14 protein-coding genes are annotated in these 18837 nt (G+C 64.8%); 10 read left to right on the top strand and 4 right to left on the bottom strand.

Annotation, left to right across the window (positions count from 1 at the left end; genetic code table 11):
• Window positions 1–513 precede the first annotated feature (513 nt).
• The 9 genes from ACFFWD_RS24705 to ACFFWD_RS24665 all read left to right on the top strand — a co-directional run bounded on the left by ACFFWD_RS24705 (window position 514) and on the right by ACFFWD_RS24665 (window position 11050).
• A complete protein-coding gene (locus ACFFWD_RS24705) occupies window positions 514–1668 on the top strand; it encodes an iron-containing alcohol dehydrogenase (RefSeq protein ID WP_376969462.1) in 1155 nt (384 codons plus the stop codon).
• A 97-nt stretch (window positions 1669–1765) separates the two neighbouring features.
• Entirely contained in the window at window positions 1766–3316 is a 1551-nt protein-coding gene (locus ACFFWD_RS24700; RefSeq protein ID WP_376969460.1) for an AMP-binding protein, read from the top strand.
• A gap of 124 nt (window positions 3317–3440) precedes the next feature.
• A complete protein-coding gene (locus ACFFWD_RS24695; RefSeq protein WP_376969458.1) occupies window positions 3441–4139 on the top strand; it encodes a DUF2270 domain-containing protein in 699 nt (232 codons plus the stop codon).
• A gap of 79 nt (window positions 4140–4218) precedes the next feature.
• Window positions 4219–5106, top strand: coding sequence for a TauD/TfdA dioxygenase family protein (locus ACFFWD_RS24690; RefSeq protein ID WP_376969456.1), 888 nt, complete (start codon window positions 4219–4221; stop codon window positions 5104–5106).
• A gap of 344 nt (window positions 5107–5450) precedes the next feature.
• Window positions 5451–7046 (top strand): ABC transporter substrate-binding protein, encoded by a 1596-nt coding sequence (locus ACFFWD_RS24685; RefSeq protein ID WP_376969454.1) that lies wholly within the window; start codon window positions 5451–5453, stop codon window positions 7044–7046.
• 92 nt (window positions 7047–7138) lie between these two features.
• The gene (locus ACFFWD_RS24680) at window positions 7139–8086 is read left to right on the top strand and encodes an ABC transporter permease (protein WP_376969452.1); all 948 of its coding nucleotides are present in this window, start codon (window positions 7139–7141) and stop codon (window positions 8084–8086) included.
• Between the two features lie 62 nt (window positions 8087–8148).
• Entirely contained in the window at window positions 8149–9042 is an 894-nt protein-coding gene (locus tag ACFFWD_RS24675) for an ABC transporter permease (protein ID WP_376969450.1), read from the top strand.
• Window positions 9042–10055: an ABC transporter ATP-binding protein gene (locus ACFFWD_RS24670; RefSeq protein ID WP_376969448.1), complete on the top strand. Its 1014-nt coding sequence runs from the start codon at window positions 9042–9044 to the stop codon at window positions 10053–10055. Before ACFFWD_RS24675 ends, ACFFWD_RS24670 begins: the two co-directional genes overlap by 1 nt.
• A complete protein-coding gene (locus tag ACFFWD_RS24665; RefSeq protein ID WP_376969446.1) occupies window positions 10052–11050 on the top strand; it encodes an ABC transporter ATP-binding protein in 999 nt (332 codons plus the stop codon). The genes ACFFWD_RS24670 and ACFFWD_RS24665 overlap by 4 nt, the downstream gene beginning before the upstream one ends.
• An 87-nt stretch (window positions 11051–11137) precedes the next feature.
• Here ACFFWD_RS24665 and ACFFWD_RS24660 read toward each other — a convergent pair whose 3' ends face one another.
• From ACFFWD_RS24660 to ACFFWD_RS24645, 4 genes are all read right to left on the bottom strand, one after another.
• Complete coding sequence (locus ACFFWD_RS24660; protein ID WP_376969444.1) at window positions 11138–13123, bottom strand: acetyl/propionyl/methylcrotonyl-CoA carboxylase subunit alpha; 1986 nt, start codon at window positions 13121–13123, stop codon at window positions 11138–11140.
• On the bottom strand, window positions 13120–14736 hold the full coding sequence (locus ACFFWD_RS24655) for an acyl-CoA carboxylase subunit beta (RefSeq protein WP_376969442.1): 1617 nt from the start codon (window positions 14734–14736) through the stop codon (window positions 13120–13122). The genes ACFFWD_RS24660 and ACFFWD_RS24655 overlap by 4 nt, the downstream gene beginning before the upstream one ends.
• Entirely contained in the window at window positions 14736–16334 is a 1599-nt protein-coding gene (locus tag ACFFWD_RS24650) for an AMP-binding protein (protein WP_376969440.1), read from the bottom strand. Before ACFFWD_RS24650 ends, ACFFWD_RS24655 begins: the two co-directional genes overlap by 1 nt.
• Before the next feature lie 115 nt (window positions 16335–16449).
• Complete coding sequence (locus tag ACFFWD_RS24645; RefSeq protein WP_376969438.1) at window positions 16450–17316, bottom strand: beta-keto acid cleavage family enzyme; 867 nt, start codon at window positions 17314–17316, stop codon at window positions 16450–16452.
• Between the two features lie 228 nt (window positions 17317–17544).
• Here ACFFWD_RS24645 and ACFFWD_RS24640 point away from each other — a divergent pair, with 228 nt between their 5' ends.
• Window positions 17545–18768, top strand: coding sequence for an ABC transporter substrate-binding protein (locus ACFFWD_RS24640; RefSeq protein ID WP_376969436.1), 1224 nt, complete (start codon window positions 17545–17547; stop codon window positions 18766–18768).
• Window positions 18769–18837 lie beyond the last annotated feature (69 nt).

Genomic DNA, 18837 nt, shown 5'->3' with positions numbered 1-18837 from the left:
TTTTTGTTGCACAGGGCCCATGGGTGCGATCGGCACCCGGCTTTCCCTGCGCCCTCTGCATGAGGACGGGGAGAAAAGACGCAAGACTCGGGCAAATCGTGTCGCGAGAATGCGAACGCTTGTTGAGACCGTCACTGCGAGGAGCGAAGCGACGAAGCAATCCATTCTGTCCGTATTGCGGCACTATGGATTGCTTCGCTTCGCTCGCAATGACGGAGGGGATCGCGCGCTTCAATCCATCCCCGTCATGCTGAGGAGGCCGCGCAGCGGCCGTCTCGAAGCACGGCGGCCGCTGACCGGGCCGTTCATCCTTCGAGGCTCGCCCAGCGGCGCAAGTGCGCCGCAAGGCTCGCACCTCCAGCGACAAAGGCGGAGCCTTTGCGCGGGGATGGCGGGTCGAGGTTCAGTGCCCTGCATCGAGGCGCATCTTCGGGCATGACGGCCCGGATTTCCTCGGCTAACCTGCTACCAACCGCCGCCAGCAAGGACGGCACATCGAGGGAGGACGGACGCGTGCATCAGGGCCGTGTCATTTTCGGCGCCATGGACGAGGTCGTGTTCGGACGGCCGGCCCGCGAAGCCGTGGTCGAGCAGCTCGACCGGCTCGGCGCGCAACGCGCCTTCCTGATGGTTTCGGGCACGCTGAACCGCGAAACCGACGAGATCGAGAAGGTCCGCCAGGCACTGGGGCCGCGCTGCGTCGGCACCTTCGACAAGATGCCCGCGCACACCCCGCGCGCCGCCGTGATCGCGGCGACCGAACAGGCCCGCGCCGCCAAGGCCGACCTGATCGTGACCATCGGCGGCGGCTCGATCACCGACGGCGCCAAGGCGGTGCAACTCTGCCTCGCCAACAACGTGACGACGACTGACGGCATCGAGGGTATCCGCACCCATGGCGGCGTCGCACCTAAGATGAACCCGCCGACCGTGCGCCAGATCAGCGTGCCGACCACGATCGCGGGCGGCGAGTTCTCGTCGATCGCCGGTGTCACCAACGAGGCCAAGCGGCAGAAGGAGATGCTGCGCCATCCGCTGGTGATACCGCGCGCCACCATCCTCGACCCTGAAATTTCCGTGCACACGCCGGACTGGCTGTTCCTGTCGACCGGCATCCGCGCCGTCGATCATTGCGTCGAAGGCATCTGCTCGCGCGAGGCGCATCCCTACGGCGACGCGCAGGCCGTCAAGGGCCTCGAGATGCTGGCGCAGGGCCTGCCGCGGGTGAAGGCGAACCCGAAGGACATCTCGGCGCGGATGGACTGCCAGATCGGCACCTGGCTCTCGACCGGTCCGCTCGCCTCCGGCGTGCCGATGGGCGCGAGCCACGGCATCGGCTACGTGCTCGGCGCCGAATTCGACGTGCCGCACGGCTACACGTCGTGCGTGATGCTGCCGTCGGTGCTGCGCTGGAACAAGCGCGACAACGCCGACCGGCAGACGCTCGTGTCGGCGGCGATGGGGCATCCGGGCGAGGACGCCGGCGACGTGCTCGACCGCTTCATCCGCGACCTCGGCATGCCGCGCAGCCTGCAGGATGTCCGCGTCGGCCCCGAACATTTCGATCGCATCGCGGCGCAGGCGATGCGAACGCCCTGGGTGCCGCGCAACCCGCGCAAGATCGATAGCCCGGCCCAGGTCCGCGAGATTCTTGTGATGGCCGCCTAGGGAGCATGATCCGAACTCGGAGGGCCGAGTTAACGCAAGATGGAACCTTCCGAAACGATCATGCTCAAGCAAGGAAACGAAGGAGATTTGAAACTCGATGTACACCGGCAAGCATGCTCACCTGCGCCCATTGCAGCCCGCCTTCATCATGGCCTCGACCGGCGAGACCGTCACCTATCGTGAGCTCGACGCGCGCAGCAACCGCCTGGCGCATCTGTTTCGCAAACACGGATTGAAGCGGCTCGATCACTATTCGATCTTCATGGAGAACAACAACCGCTATCTCGAGGCCTGCGGCGCCGGCGAGCGATCGGGCCTGTACTTCACCTGCGTCAACTCATTCCTGACCCCGGGCGAGCTCGCCTATATCCTGACCAACAGCCAGTCGCGGATCCTGATCACCTCGAAGCTGAAGCTCGACATCGCGCGCGAGGCGCTGAAGGAATGTCCGCATGTCGAGCTCTGCATCGTCGTCGACGGCGAGAGCGAGAGCGACCGCATTGTCGGCTTGCAGGAGGCCACCGCCGGCCTGCCGGCGACGCCGATATCGGATGAATTCGCCGGCACCGCGATGCTCTATTCCTCCGGCACCACGGGCCGGCCCAAGGGCATCCTGCGGCCGCTGCCGGAGCAGCCGCCGTCGCAAAACCTGCCGCTGTTCGATTTCCTGGTCAGCCTCTGGCACTACCGCGAGGGCATGATCTATCTCTCTCCGGCGCCGCTCTACCACTCGGCGCCGCAGGCCGCCGTCAACCTCACGATCCGGATGGGCGGCACCGCCATCATCATGGAGAGCTTCGATCCCGAGCGTTACCTCGAGCTGGTGCAAAAATGGGGTGTCACCCACACCCAGTTGGTGCCGACCATGTTCTCGCGCATGCTGAAGCTGCCCGAGGAGGTCCGCCGCCGCTACGACCTGTCGTCGCTCGAGATCGCGATCCATGCCGCCGCGCCCTGCCCGGCGCTGGTGAAGGACGACATGATCAAATGGTGGGGCCCGATCGTCCACGAATATTACGGCGCCACCGAGGGCCTCGGCTTCACCGCCTGCAACAGTCAGGAGTGGCTGGCGCATCGCGGCACCGTCGGCAAGGTGCTGCTGGGCGACCTCCATATCCTCGACGAGAACTTGCAGCCCTGCCCGAAGGGCACGGCGGGCACGGTGTGGTTCAAGACCGCGACGCCGTTCGAGTATTTCAACGATCCGGCCAAGACCACCGAAGCGCGTTCGCCGGACGGCAGCATGAGCACGGTCGGCGACGTCGGCTATGTCGACGACGATAATTTCCTCTATCTCACCGACCGCGCCACCTTCATGATCATCTCCGGCGGCGTGAACATCTATCCGCAGGAGTGCGAGAACCTCTTGATCACCCATCCCAAGGTCGCCGACGCCGCGGTGTTCGGCGTGCCCAATATCGATCTCGGCGAGGAGGTGAAGGCGGTGGTGCAGCCGATCGGCGGCGTCGCCCCCGGACCGGAGCTGGCCGAGGAGCTGATCGCGTTCTGCGCGTCGTCGCTGTCACGCCAGAAGGTGCCGCGCTCGGTCGATTTCGAGGCCGAGCTGCCGCGGCTGCCGACCGGAAAGCTCTACAAGCGCCTGCTGCGCGACCGCTACTGGGGCAGCAAGACCTCGCGGATCGTGTGATCCGGCCGAGGCGGCCGAGCTGGGCAGGTGCGAAGCGGAAACGCCGTGATGCCACGGACTCGCCCGCGCGAAGCGTTTCGCGCTATGCTCAGCGATCGTCAGCCCGCTTCGCCCGGAGGCAGCCATGCCGTCGCCCCAGCCGCGCGAGCCGGAGCCGTTACAGGCCCGAAGGCTCGAATTCACCCCCGCCGAGATCGGTGCGCTCGCCCACCTTTATCGTGGCGAGGTCTACCGCAGCACGGTCTGGCGCACCCGCCTCGACAGTTCGACCAATTGGGCGGTGGTCACCACCGGGATCGCGCTGTCGGTCACCTACAGCAACACCGAGGCCTCGCCCCTGCCGCTGGTCCTCGTCGGCCTGCTCGTGACCGTGTTCCTGCTGTTCGAAGCCCGCCGCTACCGTTACTTCAACATCTGGCGCGCCCGCGCGCGCCTGCTGGAAACCGACTTCTACGCGCCCATGATCAGGGGCGAGGCCATTACGCCGAATGCGGACTGGACGGAGCTTTTGGCCAACGACTATCGCAAACCGAACTACCATATCAGCTTTCCGCGCGCGGTCGGCCGGCGGCTGCGCCGCACCTACGGCTGGATCCTGGCGATCCAGGCCCTTGCCTATTACGGCAAGCTCGCGATCCACCCCGTGCCGTTGACGACCCTTTCCGAAGTCTGGGAACGTGCCTCAATCGGCCCAATCCCGGGCACGCTGGTCGTCCTGGCTGGGGTCGCCTTCCATACCAGCTGGCTGATCTTCGCGCTTGTGACGTATCGCATGGAGCTCACCAGACGTCGTGAGAGGCGGAGCCTGATCGCGATGGGGTGAGGTCCGCGTGGCTCGCGTTGCTCGCCCCCATGTTTTCCCCTAACCTCGCCGGAACAAGAAAATCAGGGAGGGCTTGCCGATGGACGTCGTTCCGTTAGGTCCGGGCTTCGGCGCCGAGTTGCGCGGCGTTTCGCTCGCCGATGTCGCCGCCAGCGATGCCGCCTATGCGGCGGTGCGCGCGGCGTTCGAGGAACACTCGGTGCTGGTGTTTCGCGGCCAGGAGGTCGACGACGACATCCAGCTCGCATTCTCGCGCCGCTTCGGCCCGCCCGAGGTCACGAAAGTCGGCTCGATGGGCACCGGCTCGCATTTCGTGATCCTCTCGACCTTCGGGCCTGACGGCAAGGTGGTACCGGCCGATCACCGCCAGTCGCTGCGCAGCAGGGCCAACCAGCTCTGGCACACCGACTCCTCCTTCAAGCGCGTGCCGGCGTTGACCTCGATCCTCTCGGCGCGCATCATCCCCGAACATGGCGGCGAGACCGAGTTCGTGTCGACCCGGCTCGCCTTCGAGCGGCTCGACAAGGCGCTGGCTGAACGGCTGGAGAATTCCTTCGCCTGGCACTCCTACGCCCATTCGCGCAGCAAGGTCGCCGCGGGTCTCGCGACGCCCGAAGAGGTCGATGCGCTGCCGCCGGTATGCTGGCGCATGGTGTGGCGCAACCCGGTCAACGGCCGCGGCGCGCTCTATCTCGCCTCCCACGCCTATGGCGTCGAGGGCATGGATCAGGCAGCCGGCACGGCGCTGATCGAGGAATTGACCGCAGCCGCCACCGCGTCCGGCGTCAGCTATCTGCATCAATGGAAGCAGGGCGACGTCGTGATGTGGGACAACCGCGCCACCATGCATCGCGGCCGGCCGTGGCCCGCGCATGAGGGCCGGCTGATGATCCGCACCACGATCTCGGCGACCGAAGCCGACGGCGTCGCCGGCATGGCCCTGCCCTCGTCGCAGGCGGCGGAGTGAGGCGGTAACGATGAGATTGAAGTACCGTCATCCTGAGGTGCGAGCCTCTTCGGCGAGCCTCGAAGGATGCAAAGCCACCAGCCGGGCCGTACATCCTTCGAGGCTCGCTCCGCGCGCACCTCAGGATGACGGGAAAACGCAACGGAGGAAATTCGTCGCTGCATAGCAACACACGCCGCTGGTTCCGGATGCCAGCACCATTATTCCCGGTCGGTGGAAATTTTCACCGTCGCGCGTCATCCCAATTGCCAATCTCCACGCGGGCCTCGCTGGTTGCCCGACGGCTTCACCATGGTATCGTCAATGCCAATCGGCCTTTGAGACCGAAATTCGTGGAGGGGACTATGCGGAGCGTGCAAGCGCTGGCCGTCGCGGTGTTGTCTGTGCTGGCGATCAGCGACGCTTCACTCGCCGGCGAGCCGAAATCGGGTGGCATCTTCAGGGTCTACCACCGCGACAGTCCCGGCAGCGCCTCGATCCACGAGGGCGCGACTTACTCGCTCAACGTGCCGTTCATGCCGATCTTCAACAACCTCGTCATCTTCAACCAGCATGTCGCGCAGAACAGCACCGACAGCATCGTGCCGGAACTCGCGGAAAACTGGGCCTGGGGCGGCGACAACAAGACGCTGACCTTCAAGCTGCGCAAGGACGTGAAGTGGCATGACGGCAAGCCGTTCACCTCGGCCGACGTCAAATGCACCTTCGACATGCTGATGGGCAAGTCGCAGCAGAAGTTCCGGCAGAACCCGCGCAAGTCCTGGTACGACCAGGTCGACGAGGTCACCACCAACGGCGACTATGAGGCGTCGTTCAAGCTGAAGCGGCCGGAGCCGGCGCTGCTGTCGCTGCTCGCCTCGGGCTACACGCCGGTCTATCCCTGCCACATCTCGCCGGCGGAAATGCGCACCAAGCCGGTCGGCACCGGCCCGTTCAAATTCATCGAGTTCAAGGCCAACGAGTCGATCAAGCTCACCAAGAATCCCGATTACTTCAAGAAGGGCCTGCCCTATCTCGACGGCATCGAGTTCACCATCATTCCGAACCGCTCGACCGCGATCCTGGGCTTCATCTCGGGCAAGTTCGACATGACGTTCCCGACCGAGGTGTCGATCCCGCTGCTCAAGGACGTCAAGTCGCAGGCCCCGAACGCCGTCTGTGTCGTGGAGCCGAGTAACGTCTCGACCAATATCATCGTCAACTCGACCTCCCCGCCGTTCGACAACATCGACATCCGCCGCGCGCTGGCGCTGGCGCTGGACCGCAAGGCGTTCATCCAGATCATGTTCGAAGGCCAGGGCGACATCGGCGGCACCATGCAGCCGGCGCCCGCCGGGCTGTGGGCGATGCCGAAGGAGATGCTCGAGCAGATTCCGGGCTATGGCCCGGACGTGAACGCCAATCGCGAGCAGGCTCGTAAGCTGATGCAGAAGGCGGGCTACGGCCCGGACAAGCATCTGCAGATCAAGGTATCGACCCGCAACATCCCGATCTACCGCGATCCCGCCATCATCATGATCGACCAGATCAAGAGCATCTATATCGACGCCGAACTCGACGTCGTCGACACCGCGCAATGGTTCCCGAAGGTCGCGCGCAAGGACTATGCGCTCGGGCTCAACCTGACCGGCAATGCCGTCGACGATCCCGACCAATCCTTCTACGAGAACTATTCCTGCGGCTCGGAGCGGAACTACACCAACTATTGCAACAGGGACATCGAGAAGCTGTTCGACCAGCAATCGGCCGAGACCGACGTCAACAAGCGCAAGAAGCTGGTCTGGGAGATCGACAAGAAGCTGCAGGAGGATGTCGCGCGTCCGATCATCTTCCATAGCCGCACCGGCACCTGCTGGCAGCCCTATGTGAAGAATGTCACCGTGATGTCCAACAGCTCCTATAACGGCTATCGTTACGAAGACGTCTGGCTGGACAAGTAACGTCCATCAGAGCGTTTTCGAGGGAAGTGGATACCGGTTCGCGCAAGCAAAGCGCGTCAAAGGTAAGACGAAGACGAGTCAGGGAGAGCCTGGTGTTTGCGTATCTTGTCCGGCGCCTGTTCCTGATGCTGCTGACCCTGTTCGGGATCTCGGTCATCATTTTCGTGCTGCTGCGCATCGTGCCCGGCAACATCGTCGATATCCTGTTCGACGCCGCCGGCTTCGTCGACCCCGCCGACAAGGCCAATCTGGAGAAGGAGCTCGGCCTCAGCCAGCCGATCGTGATCCAGTATCTGCACTGGATCGGCGGCCTGTTGCGCGGCGACCTCGGCTATTCCTACGTTTCGGAGAAGCCGGCACTGGAGGAGATCCTGCCGCGAATCCCGATCACCGCACGGCTCGCGGGCCTCGCACTGCTGTTCTCCGCCTCGATGGGCATTCCGCTCGGCGTGATCAGCGCCGTGCATCAGGGCTCGCGGCTCGACTATGTGCTTCGCGTCGTCAGCCTGAGCGGGCTGTCGCTGCCGTCGTTCTGGCTCGGCCTCTTGGTCCTGATGGCCGCGGTCTCGCTGTTCGGCACGATGCCGATCTTCAACCCCAATCCGAAGACCTGGACCGAGGCGTTCGCGATCTATGCCGTGCCGGCTATGGCGGTCGCCTTCCGCAGCGCGGCGCTGACCATGCGCATCACAAGATCCTCGATGCTGGAGATCCTGCGCCAGGATTACATCCGCACCGCGCGCGCCAAGGGCGCGTCCGAGGCCTCCGTCAACTATCACCACGCGCTGAAGAACGCCGTGCTGCCCGTCATCACCGTGATCGGCATCGAGGCCGCATTCCTGATCGGCGGCCTGATCGTCACGGAGACCGTGTTCAACATCCCGGGCATCGCGCGCTTCCTGGTCGAAGCGCTGCGCTGGCGCGATTATCCCATTGTGCAGAATCTCGTGATGTTCATCGCTGTGGTCGTTGTGGTCGTGAACTTCACGGTCGACATGCTCTATGCCGCGATCGACCCGCGCATCCGGTATGGAGACTAGCATGATCCGGAAAAGTGGAGACCGGTTTTCCGAAAAGATCATGCCTAACTAAAGAGAGCCTGATGGCGACGATCAACTTTGACAGCGAACTTCGCCGCGCTGGTGCCAATGCCACCGGCGGCTGGCGGCGGCTGGCGTTCCTTGCGCAGCGCTACATGCTCGGCACGATCGGCCTCATCATCATGCTGCTGTTCATCTGGATGGCGCTCTCCGCCGACCTGATCGGCCGCTACGATCCGCTCAGCGTCGATTCCACGCATCGCCTCGCCGCACCCTCCGCGCTGCACTGGTTTGGCACAGACTCTTTCGGCCGCGATGTCTGGAGCCGCATCATCCACGGCGCGCGGATCTCGCTCGCAGTCGGCATCGGCTCGACCACGCTGGGCGCGACGCTCGGCGTCATCGTCGGGCTGACATCGGGCTATCTCTCAGGCTGGGTCGACCTCGTGTTCCAGCGGGTCACCGACATGCTGCAGTCGTTGCCGCTGCTGGTGCTGGCGCTGGTGATGACCGCGGCGCTCGGACCCTCACTGCCGAACGTGATCATCGCGATCGCGATCCCTCTGATCCCGACGGTGGCGCGCGTGATCCGCGCCAACACGCTGGCGCTGCGCGAGCAGCCGTTCGTCGAGGCCGCCAAATCGATCGGCATGAGCGAGATGCGGATCGCCCTGCGCCATGTGCTGCCGAACACGATCGCGCCCTTGATCGTGCTTGCCACCGCGCAGCTCGGCTCGACCATCCTCACCGAGGCGTCGCTGTCGTTCCTCGGCCTCGGCATCCCGGAGCCGTATCCGTCCTGGGGCCGGATGCTGTCGGAATCCGCCGCTGAATATGTCCGCACCGCGCCGTGGCTCGTGATCTTCCCGGGCATCGCGATCAGCCTCGCGGTGTTCGGCACCAATCTGTTCGGCGACGCACTGCGCGACATCCTCGATCCGAGGCAGCGCGGCTGATGAGCGAGGCTAACGCGGCAGCAACAGTTCTCGACGTGAAGAACCTGCAGACGGTGTTCTTCACCAATTCCGGCCTGTTCCGTGCGGTCGACGACGTCTCATTCTCGCTTCGCCGCGGCGAGACGCTGGCGATCGTCGGCGAGTCTGGCTGCGGCAAGAGCGTCACCGCGCTGTCGATCATGCGCCTGGTGCCGGATCCGCCCGGCCGCATCGTCGGCGGTTCGGTTACGCTCGAAGGCACGGACCTTCTTGCGCTCGACGAAGCTAAGATGCGCGGCATCCGGGGCAACCGCATCTCGATGATCTTCCAGGAGCCGATGACCTCGCTCAATCCGGTGATGCGGATCGGCGACCAGATCATCGAGGCGGTGCGGCTGCACCAGAAGGTCAGCCACAAGGACGCCTGGAAGCAGGCCGTCGAGATGCTGCGCCTGGTGCGCATCCCGGAACCCGAGCGCCGTGCGCAGGAATATCCGCACCAGCTCTCCGGCGGCATGCGCCAGCGCGCCATGATCGCGATGGCGCTGGCCTGCCGGCCGGTCCTGTTGATCGCGGACGAGCCCACCACCGCGCTCGATGTCACGATTCAGGCGCAGATCCTCGCCCTGATCGTCGATTTGCAGAAGCGGCTCGGCACTGGACTGATCCTGATCACCCACGATCTCGGCGTCGTCGCGCAGACCGCGCAGCGCGTGATCGTGATGTATGCCGGCAAGAAGGTCGAGGAAGCGACTGTCGAGGCGCTGTTCGAGAACCCGATGCATCCCTACACGCGCGGGCTGATGGCCTCCATGCCGGCCGTGATTGCGCTCGGCGCCAAGGCCGACGCCCGATTGACCGAGATTCCGGGCATGGTGCCGTCGCTGACCAACCTTCCACCGGGCTGCGCCTTCGCGCCGCGCTGCAAGTTCGCGATCGATCGCTGTCGTAAGGAGTATCCGCCGCTCGAGGAGGTCAAACCCAATCACTGGGCGGCGTGCTGGCGCGCCCGCGAGATGGTGGGGGCGCCATGATCGAGCAACGTCCATTGCTGGAGGTCACCGACCTCGTCAAGCATTACGCGGTGCGCGGCGGCATTCTGCGCCGACAGATCGGCACCGTGCATGCGGTCGATGGCGTCAGCTTCTCACTTGGCACCGGCGAGACGCTCGGGCTGGTTGGCGAGTCCGGCTGCGGCAAATCGACGGTTGCCCGCACCGTGCTGCGGCTTGTCGAGCCGACCAGCGGCGCGATCAAGCTGGATGGCGAGGATATCGCGCCGCTCAGCAAGGCGGCGCTGCGGCCGCATCGCCGCTCGATGCAGATCGTGTTCCAGGATCCGTTCGCCTCCCTCAACCCGCGCATGACCGCTGGCGACATCGTCGGCGAACCCCTGAGCGTGCACGGCCTCGCGAGTGGTGCGAAGAAGCAGGAGCGCGTCGCGGAACTGTTCCAGCAGGTCGGCCTGCGGCCCGACCAGATGAAGAACTTTCCGCATCAGTTCTCCGGCGGCCAGCGCCAGCGTATCTGCATCGCGCGGGCATTGTCGCTGGGACCGCGGCTGATCGTCTGCGACGAGCCGGTGTCCGCGCTCGACGTCTCGATCCAGGCGCAGGTCATCAACCTGTTGATCGACCTGCAGCGCAAGCAGAATTTCTCCTACCTCTTCATCGCGCATGACCTCGCGGTCGTCGCTCATATCAGCCACCGCGTCGCGGTGATGTATCTCGGCCGCATTGTCGAGATCGCCGACAAGCACGAGCTGTTCGCCAATCCGCGCCATCCCTATACGCAGGCGTTGCTCGCCTCGGTGCCGATCGCCGATCCCAAGGCCAAACGAAGCGCGTCCCTTATTGAGGGCGACGTGCCGAGCCCGATCAACCCGCCCTCCGGCTGCGCATTTCACACGAGATGCCGCTACGCGATCGACCGCTGCAAGATGGAGCGGCCGCCGCTGAAAGAGGCCGGCATGGGGCACCAGGTGGCGTGCTGGTTGAATGACGGTACGGGGCGGAAAGACTCTCCGTAACCGTCATTGCGAGCGAAGCGAAGCAATCCATATCTCCGCCTGTAGAAACATGGATTGCTTCGTCGCTTCTCCTCGCAATCACGCTGGTTAGGCCGCCTGCTTGTCCGCCTCGATCTCGACCACGATCTTCCCCGTCGTCACCTGCTCGCCCTCGGCGACATCGATGGACGACACCGTGCCGGCGACGCCGGCGGTGTGCACATGTTCCATCTTCATCGCCTCCAGCGTCATCACCGGCTGGCCGGCGGCGACCTTGTCGCCGGCTTTCACCAGAAGCGCGACGACGCGGCCGTTCATGGCAGCCCGCACCTTGCCGTCACCGCCGGCGGCAGCCGCCGATTCCGGCGGCGCGAGGGTGAGATCGTGAACCGACAGCGTCACGCCGCGATGCAGGACGTAGAGCCGGTCGCCATCGCGCAGGTATCTTGCCGTTTCCATGAGCCCGTTGCGGCGGAAGCGGATGAAATCGCGATCGAGCTCGTCGATCGCGAAGCTGTAACGATCGCCGTTGCGGGCGGCGACATAGCCGCCGTCGCGCTCACGCACGACCTCGATCTCCTGCACGCCGTGGCCGAGGTCGACCCGCAATCCCAGCGCAAAGGTGGCGGCGAGCGACCGCCCACGCTGCCAGAATGGCGCGTCAGGGTGGGTGACGTAGAGCACCAGCGCGGCGAGTGCGATATCCACCGCATTGTCGGCGCGCGGCGCCAGCGCCTCGCGGTTCTGGCCGATGAAGGCGGTTGTCGCCTCACCCCGGGCGAAAACCGGATGGCGCAGACAGTCCATCAAAAAGCCCTGGTTGGTGGTGACGCCGAAGGCTGCGACCTGCTCGAGCCCGCTGATCAGCTTCCCGCGCGCCTCGTCGCGCGTCGCGCCGTGGCTGATGACCTTGGCGATCATCGAATCGTAGAACGGCGGAATCTCCGAGCCCGACTGCAGCGCGTGCTCGACGCGGATATCATGAGGCATCTGCCAGAGCGCCATCCGGCCTGATTGCGGCATGAAATCGTGCCCGGCATCCTCCGAGCACAGCCGCACCTCGATGGCGTGGCCGGAGAACGTGACATCCTCCTGCCGGAGCGGCAGCTTCTCGCCGCCGGCGATACGAAGCTGCAGCTCGACGAGATCGAGCCCCGTGATCGCCTCGGTCACGGGATGCTCGACCTGCAGCCGCGTGTTCATCTCCATGAAGTAGAAATTGCCATCACGATCGAGCAGGAATTCGAGGGTCCCGGCGCCCTCATAGCCGATCGCCTTCACCGCCTGCACCGCGACCGCGCCCATCCGCGCCCGCAGCTCCGGCGAGACCGCCGGCGACGGCGCCTCCTCGATCACCTTCTGGTGGCGCCGCTGCACCGAGCAGTCGCGCTCGCCGAGATGGATCGCATTGCCGTAGCGGTCGCCGAACACCTGGATTTCGATGTGGCGGGGATCGACGATCGCACGCTCGAGGATAACGCTTGCGTCGCCAAACGCGCCTTGTGCCTCCGACCGCGCGCTGCGCAACGCGTCCGGAAACGATGCAGCATCGGCAACCAGCCGCATGCCGCGACCGCCGCCGCCCGCGACCGCCTTGATCATCACCGGGAAGCCGATCTTCCCTGCCTCCGCCAGCATGACGGCATCGCTCTGGTCGGAGCCCTGATACCCGGGCACGCAGGGCACGCCGGCCCTTTGCATGATGTCCTTGGCGCCGGCCTTGTTCCCCATCGCCCGGATCGCCTCGGACGAGGGACCAATGAATACGATCCCGGCGTCGCGACAGGCTTGTGCAAACTCCTCGTTCTCGGCGAGGAAGCCATAGCCCGGATGGATGGCGCCGGCGCCGCTCGCCTTGGCGGCTTCGATGATCGTGTCGATCTTGAGGTAGGATTGCGCCGGCAGCGCCTCACCGATCCGCACCGCCTGATCGGCCTCGCGCACGTGCAGCGCATCGCGATCGGCGTCCGAATAGACCGCGACCACCCCGAAACCAAGCCGCCGCGCGGTGCGCATGACACGCAGCGCGATCTCGCCGCGGTTGGCGATTAGGATCTTGAAGAATGGCGTCCGCTTCATCACTGCACCGCTCATGGCCGTGCCACCGAGAACTGCATGCGCTGCGGCGTTCTTGCCTCGGCCTCGCGGCAGATCGCGAGCACTTCCGAAAGCACGCTGCGGGTATCGCGCGGATCGATGACGCCGTCGTCGAGCACGCGGGCGCTGGTCGAAAACACGTCCATCTGGCCGTCGAACACGCCTGTTATCTGCGCCTTCATGGCCTCCAGCTTCTCCTTCTCGATCGGCTTGCCGCGCCGCGCGGCCGCCGCCTCGGTCACGATCGCCATGGTTTCGGCGGCCTGCTCGCCGCCCATCACGGCGGTCTTGGCGTTCGGCCAGGAGAAGCAGAAGCGCGGATGGAAGCCGCGGCCGCACATGCCGTAATTGCCGGCGCCGAATGAGGCGCCGCAATAGATCGTGATCTGCGGCACCGTCGCCGACGTCACCGCCTGGATCATCTTCGAGCCGTGCTTGATCATGCCGGCCTCTTCGTAGGCCTTACCGACCATGTAGCCGGTCGTGTTGTTCATGTAGAGAATCGGCGTACGCGATTGGCAGCAGGCCTGGATGAAATGCGTCGCCTTGTTGGCGCCGGGAACGTCGAGCGGACCATTGTTGGTGATGATGCCGAGCGCCTGGCCCTCGATGCGGGCATGGCCGCAGATCGTCGCCGGGCCATAGTTGGCGCCGAACTCGGCGAAGTCGGAATCGTCGACGAAACGGGCGATCGTCTGGCGCATGTCGACGGGCCGCTTGTGGTCCATCGGCATGATGCCAAGCAGCTCTTCGGCATCGTAGCGCGGCGGCTTGAAGGACACCTCGTTCCGCTTCGGCCGATCCCATGGCAGCTTGGCCATGATGTCGCGCGCGATGCGGAGTGCGTCACGGTCGTCCTCGGCAAGGTAGTCGCCGAGCCCGGAGATCGACGTATGCATCTCGGCGCCGCCGAGCTCCTCCTCGGTCGCGATCTCGCCGGTGGCGGCCTTCAACAACGGCGGCCCGGCCAGGAACGCGCGAGTGCGGCCGCGCACCATTACGATGTAATCAGACAAGCCAGTCTGATACGCGCCGCCCGCGGTTGAGGAGCCGTGTGTCACCGTGACGACGGGCAGGCCCGCCGCGGACAGCCGCGCCAGATTGCGAAAAATGTTGCCGCCGCGGACGAAGTCCTCGACGCGATAGCGCAGCAAATTGGCGCCGGCGCTTTCCACAAGCTGCACATAAGGCAGCTTGTTCTCCAGCGCGAGCTCTTGCACCCGCAGCGTCTTGTCGAGGCCGTAAGGTTGCAGCGCGCCGGCGTCGATGCCGGCATCATTGGCGCTGACCATGCAGCGGATGCCGGCGACGAAGCCGATGCCGGCGATCACGCCGCCGCCGGGCACGCTCTTGTCCGGATCCGGCACGTCGAACATGTAGCCGGTCAGCGTCGACAGTTCGAGAAAGGGCGAGCCGGGATCGAGCACCAGCGCAACACGCTCGCGCGGCAAGAGCTGCCCGCGGCTGTGGAAGCGATCCTTGGCGGCGGCCGAGGCGGCGCGCGTCCGCTCCTCCAACCCCCGCATCCGCGCGATCAGGGCCAGCATGCCGTCGCGGTTGGCCTGGAAGGCGGCGCTGCCGGTGGCGATCGTGTTCTCGATGATGGGCACTAGCGGCGCTCCGCAAAATACTCGCTGTACATCTGCCGTAGCTCGACCTTGCGCAGCTTGCCGGTCGCCGTCATCGGCATCTCCTCAAGGATACGCACGAGCTTCGGCACCTGGAAGCCGCCGAGATGCTTTCTGCAATGCGCCTCGATCCCGGCTTCATCGGCCACCGCACCCGGCTTCAGCTTGACGAAGGCCGACACCGCCTCGCCCCATTGCGGATGCGGCAGGCCGACCACCGCGGCGTTCTGCACGGCGGGGTGCGCCAGCAGCGTCTCCTCGATCTTCACGGAGGCGACGTTCTCGCCGCCGGACTTGATCATGTCCTTCTTGCGGTCGAGGAACAGCGCCTCGCCGTTGGCGTCGATCAAGGCGAGATCGCCGGTGTGATGCCAGCCGAATTTTCTGGCCTCCTCGGTCGACTTCGGATCCTTGTAATAGCCCATCATCACATTGGGCCCGCGATGCACGAGCTCGCCGATCTCGCCACGTGGCAGCAAATTGCCGTTGTCGTCCATGATCGCGGTCTCGTTGACGATCAGCGACTCGCCCCAGTAGTTGCCGAAACGGTTGAGCTGCACCTCCGGCCGCGACATCGTGGTGGCCGGATACATCTCGGTCTGGCCGCTGGTCAGCACGAAGTTCGGACACATATCCGCCATCGCGCGCTCCAGCAGCGGCTTGCCCATCGGCGCCATGGTGTAGATGCAACAACGCAGGCCCGAGAGATCATAGTCGCGACGGCGCGGATGATCGAGGATCGCCTGGTACATCAGGGACAGGCCGACGAACACGGTCAGCCTGTCGCGCACGATCGCCTCCATGCAGACGACCGGATCGAAGCCGCGCATCAGTGCCATGCGGCCGCCGACCGAGAGATAGCTGAGCAGCAGCACGTGACCGGCGCAGTGGAACAGCGGGAACTGCCCGGTGATGCCGTCGTCGCGACCAAGCTGCATCTCGATGCAGTTGCTCATCACCGCCATCACGACGGCAAGATGGCAGTGCATCGCGCCTTTCGGGCGCGAGGTGGTGCCCGACGTATAGATGATCATCGCGAGGTCGCGATCGTTGATCTCGACCTCGGGCTCGACATCGGACTGGCCCAGCAGGAGGTCGTTGAAGTTCGCGAGCCCGGTCTTGGCAACATTCCCGGTCAGATCGATCGCGATCATCTCCATGCCGCGCGCTTCAAGCGCAGCACGCCGGTCCGGCTGGCCGTGCAGATTGTCGTCGATGATCGCAAAGCCCACCTCGGCATGACCGAGGATGTAGTCCATGTCGGCCGGCCCGAGCATGGTGTTGATCGGCACCCAGACGAGGCCGGCACGGTGAATGCCGAACAGCGCTTTGACGAACTCGACCGAGTTATTGCAGATGGTCGAGATCTTCTCGCCAGGTTTCAGCCCGCGCTGCACCAGATAGTTGGCGAAGCGGTTAGCGTCGCGCTCGAGTTCGGTGAAAGTGACCTGGCGATTGCCGTCGGTCAGCGCAATGCGATCCGGAAACCGCCGCGCGGCGCGCTTCAGGAGATCACCGATCGCGACCCGCCCGATGCGACCCGGCCCGGTCACGCCGCCGGTTGCTGCGAGATTGTCCATGCGGTTCCTCCTACTTCGTCATTGCGAGGAGCGAAGCGACGAAGCAATCCATGCCGCCGTTTGGCGTTTTTCTATGGATTGCTTCGCTGCGCTCGCAATGACGGTCGGTCTGGCCTTACTGCCTGACCCCAAAAATCTGTCGCGCTTCCGCCGGGCTTGCGATCTCGCGTCCCGCCTTGCGCGCGCAGGCGGCAAGTGCCTCGACGAGCTGTCCGTTCGACGTCACCTTGGTGCCGTCGCCGAGATAGAACGTGTCTTCCAGGCCGCTGCGCAAATGGCCGCCGAGATCGGCGGCGCGCTGGTGCAGCGGCCAGATCTCGGCGCGGCCGATCGCGGTGACCTGCCAATGCGCCTCCGGCACCTTCAGCTTGAGTAGGATCGGCAGCAATTCCGGATCAGCGGGCATGCCCGAGGCGACGCCCATCACAAAATTGTACTCGAGCGGGCCGGAATACATCCCGGTCTGCCGGTACATGCCGACGCAGCGCACGATGCCGACATCGAAACATTCGAATTCGGGGATCGTACCAGCTTCCTTCATCACGTCGAGATAGTCCTGCACCTTCTCGACCGCGTTGTCGAACATCATCGGCGGCCAGGCCCAGGTGTTGTCGGCCTTGACCTTCAGATAATTCAGCGAGCCGGCGTTGCAGGCCGCGATCTCCGGTTTGGTCTCGCGCACGCAGTTGAGTGCGCCCCGGTAGTTCGGCCCCGAGGTGCCGGTGGTGTGGTTGATGATCACGCCGGGGCAGGCCTCGCGGATCGCCTGCTGGATGTCCTTGCTGACATCAACCTCCCACGACGGCAGATGGCCCTTGTTCGGCTCCTGCTGACGTAGATGGATGTGCATGATGCTGGCGCCGGCGTTGAACGCGGCCTTAGCCTCGCGCGCCATCTCTTCCGGCGTCACCGGAACGTTGTGCTGCTTGGGGTCGGTGAGCACGCCGTTCAGCGCGCAGGTGATGACGGCCTTGTCGCTCATGATTGTCGCTATCGTCGCTTGTCCTGGTTGCGGCGCACAGGCTGCCGCATGATTTTTCCATGATGAGAGATTTGCCGTCACGTCATCTTGCGTTGACTGGCTACCCCGGCGTTGCCACGCCGCGACGCGCGGCCAGCCGATTAACACAAGACGTTCGGTCCGAACGCGCGCTACGTTGGCGACAAGCAAAGGCCTGACACAACAGGCCGACATCGCAGGGAGAACGTCATGGTTTCGATCAACCGGCGCGCATGGCTCTCGGGTGCGACTGGCGTTGCCGTGACCGCACTGTCGGGCATCCGTCCCGCCTTCGCCGAGGACACGCCTGGTATCACCGCGACCGAGATCCGGATCGGAAGCACGACCTCGCTGAGCGGTCCGGTATCCGCGCTCGGCGTGCAGGCACGCTGCCAGGAAGCCTATTTCAGGATGCTCAACGAGCAGGGCGGCATCGCCGGCCGGCAGATCAAGTACATCTATTACGACGATGCGTTCAATCCGGCGAAGACGGTCGAGCAGGTGCGCCGGCTGATCGAAAGCGACAACGTCGCCTTCCTGTTCAACATGCTCGGCACCGCGCCGAACTCGGCCGTGGTCAAATACATCAACGCCGCGAAGGTCCCGCATCTGTTCCTGTCGGTGAACGGCGACAAATGGGGTGACTACCAGACCTACCCCTGGACCATGGGCTTTGCGCCGAGCGCGCGGACCGAAGCGCAGGTGTTCGTCAAACATGCGCTGAGCCAGAACAGGAATGCGAAGTTCGCGGTGCTCTACCAGAACGACGATCTGGGCAAGGATTTCGTCGCAGGCGCCAAGGACGTGCTGGGCGAGAGGTTCGCAAGCGCGGCGGTGGTGGCCTCGCACGAGGTCACCGATCCGACGATCGATTCCCAGATCGTCACGCTGCGCGGCACCAATCCCGATGTGCTGATCTCGGGCACCACGGCCAAGTTCGCCGCGCAATCGATCCGCAAGATCTACGAGCTCGGCTGGAAGCCGATGCATTTCATCGCCAGCGGCGCCGCCTCGCTCTCCTCGACCATCGTACCTGTCGGCCTCGACAAGGCGCAGGGCACGATCTCGTCGGCCTATGTGAAGGATGTCGCCGACCCGGCCTGGGCCAACGATCCCGGCGTGAAGGACTTCCTGACATTCATGGAGAAGTATTTCCCCGATGGCAATCCGAAGGAGGGCTACAGCCTCTACGCCTACACCGTGGCGCAGGTACTGAAAATCGTGCTCGAGCAGTGCAAGGGCAACTTCACGCGCGACAACATCATGGCGCAGGCAAACAATCTCAGGGACGTCGAGGTCCCGACGCTGTTGCCCGGCATCCGTGTCAACACCAGCCCGACGAATCACCACCCGCTGCGGCAGCTCCAGTTGCAGCGGATCGAGGGCGCGGGATGGCAGCGGTTCGGCGAGGTGATCCAGGGCGCGAATCTCTAGCGTCGTCCCGGCCTAGGAGCCTGTCTGAGTAGTGACTGGTCAAGAGGGTGCGAGTCTGATTCCCTACGT

It is taken from the genome of Bradyrhizobium erythrophlei, assembly GCF_042430365.1.
Taxonomy (GTDB): domain Bacteria; phylum Pseudomonadota; class Alphaproteobacteria; order Rhizobiales; family Xanthobacteraceae; genus Bradyrhizobium; species Bradyrhizobium erythrophlei.
Note: the sequence above shows the minus strand (reverse complement) of the source record. Positions and strands in the feature narration are given on the sequence as shown.

Bases quoted from the DNA above. Each gene is read 5' to 3' on its own strand.
- ACFFWD_RS24660 (WP_376969444.1), bottom strand. From the start codon at position 13,123: ATGAGCGGTGCAGTGATGAAGCGGACGCCATTCTTCAAGATCCTAATC.
- ACFFWD_RS24670 (WP_376969448.1), top strand. From the start codon at position 9,042: ATGAGCGAGGCTAACGCGGCAGCAACAGTTCTCGACGTGAAGAACCTG.
- ACFFWD_RS24700 (WP_376969460.1), top strand. From the start codon at position 1,766: ATGTACACCGGCAAGCATGCTCACCTGCGCCCATTGCAGCCCGCCTTC.
- ACFFWD_RS24695 (WP_376969458.1), top strand. From the start codon at position 3,441: ATGCCGTCGCCCCAGCCGCGCGAGCCGGAGCCGTTACAGGCCCGAAGG.
- ACFFWD_RS24675 (WP_376969450.1), top strand. From the start codon at position 8,149: ATGGCGACGATCAACTTTGACAGCGAACTTCGCCGCGCTGGTGCCAAT.
- ACFFWD_RS24665 (WP_376969446.1), top strand. From the start codon at position 10,052: ATGATCGAGCAACGTCCATTGCTGGAGGTCACCGACCTCGTCAAGCAT.
- ACFFWD_RS24690 (WP_376969456.1), top strand. From the start codon at position 4,219: ATGGACGTCGTTCCGTTAGGTCCGGGCTTCGGCGCCGAGTTGCGCGGC.
- ACFFWD_RS24645 (WP_376969438.1), bottom strand. From the start codon at position 17,316: ATGAGCGACAAGGCCGTCATCACCTGCGCGCTGAACGGCGTGCTCACC.
- ACFFWD_RS24685 (WP_376969454.1), top strand. From the start codon at position 5,451: ATGCGGAGCGTGCAAGCGCTGGCCGTCGCGGTGTTGTCTGTGCTGGCG.
- ACFFWD_RS24650 (WP_376969440.1), bottom strand. From the start codon at position 16,334: ATGGACAATCTCGCAGCAACCGGCGGCGTGACCGGGCCGGGTCGCATC.
- ACFFWD_RS24640 (WP_376969436.1), top strand. From the start codon at position 17,545: ATGGTTTCGATCAACCGGCGCGCATGGCTCTCGGGTGCGACTGGCGTT.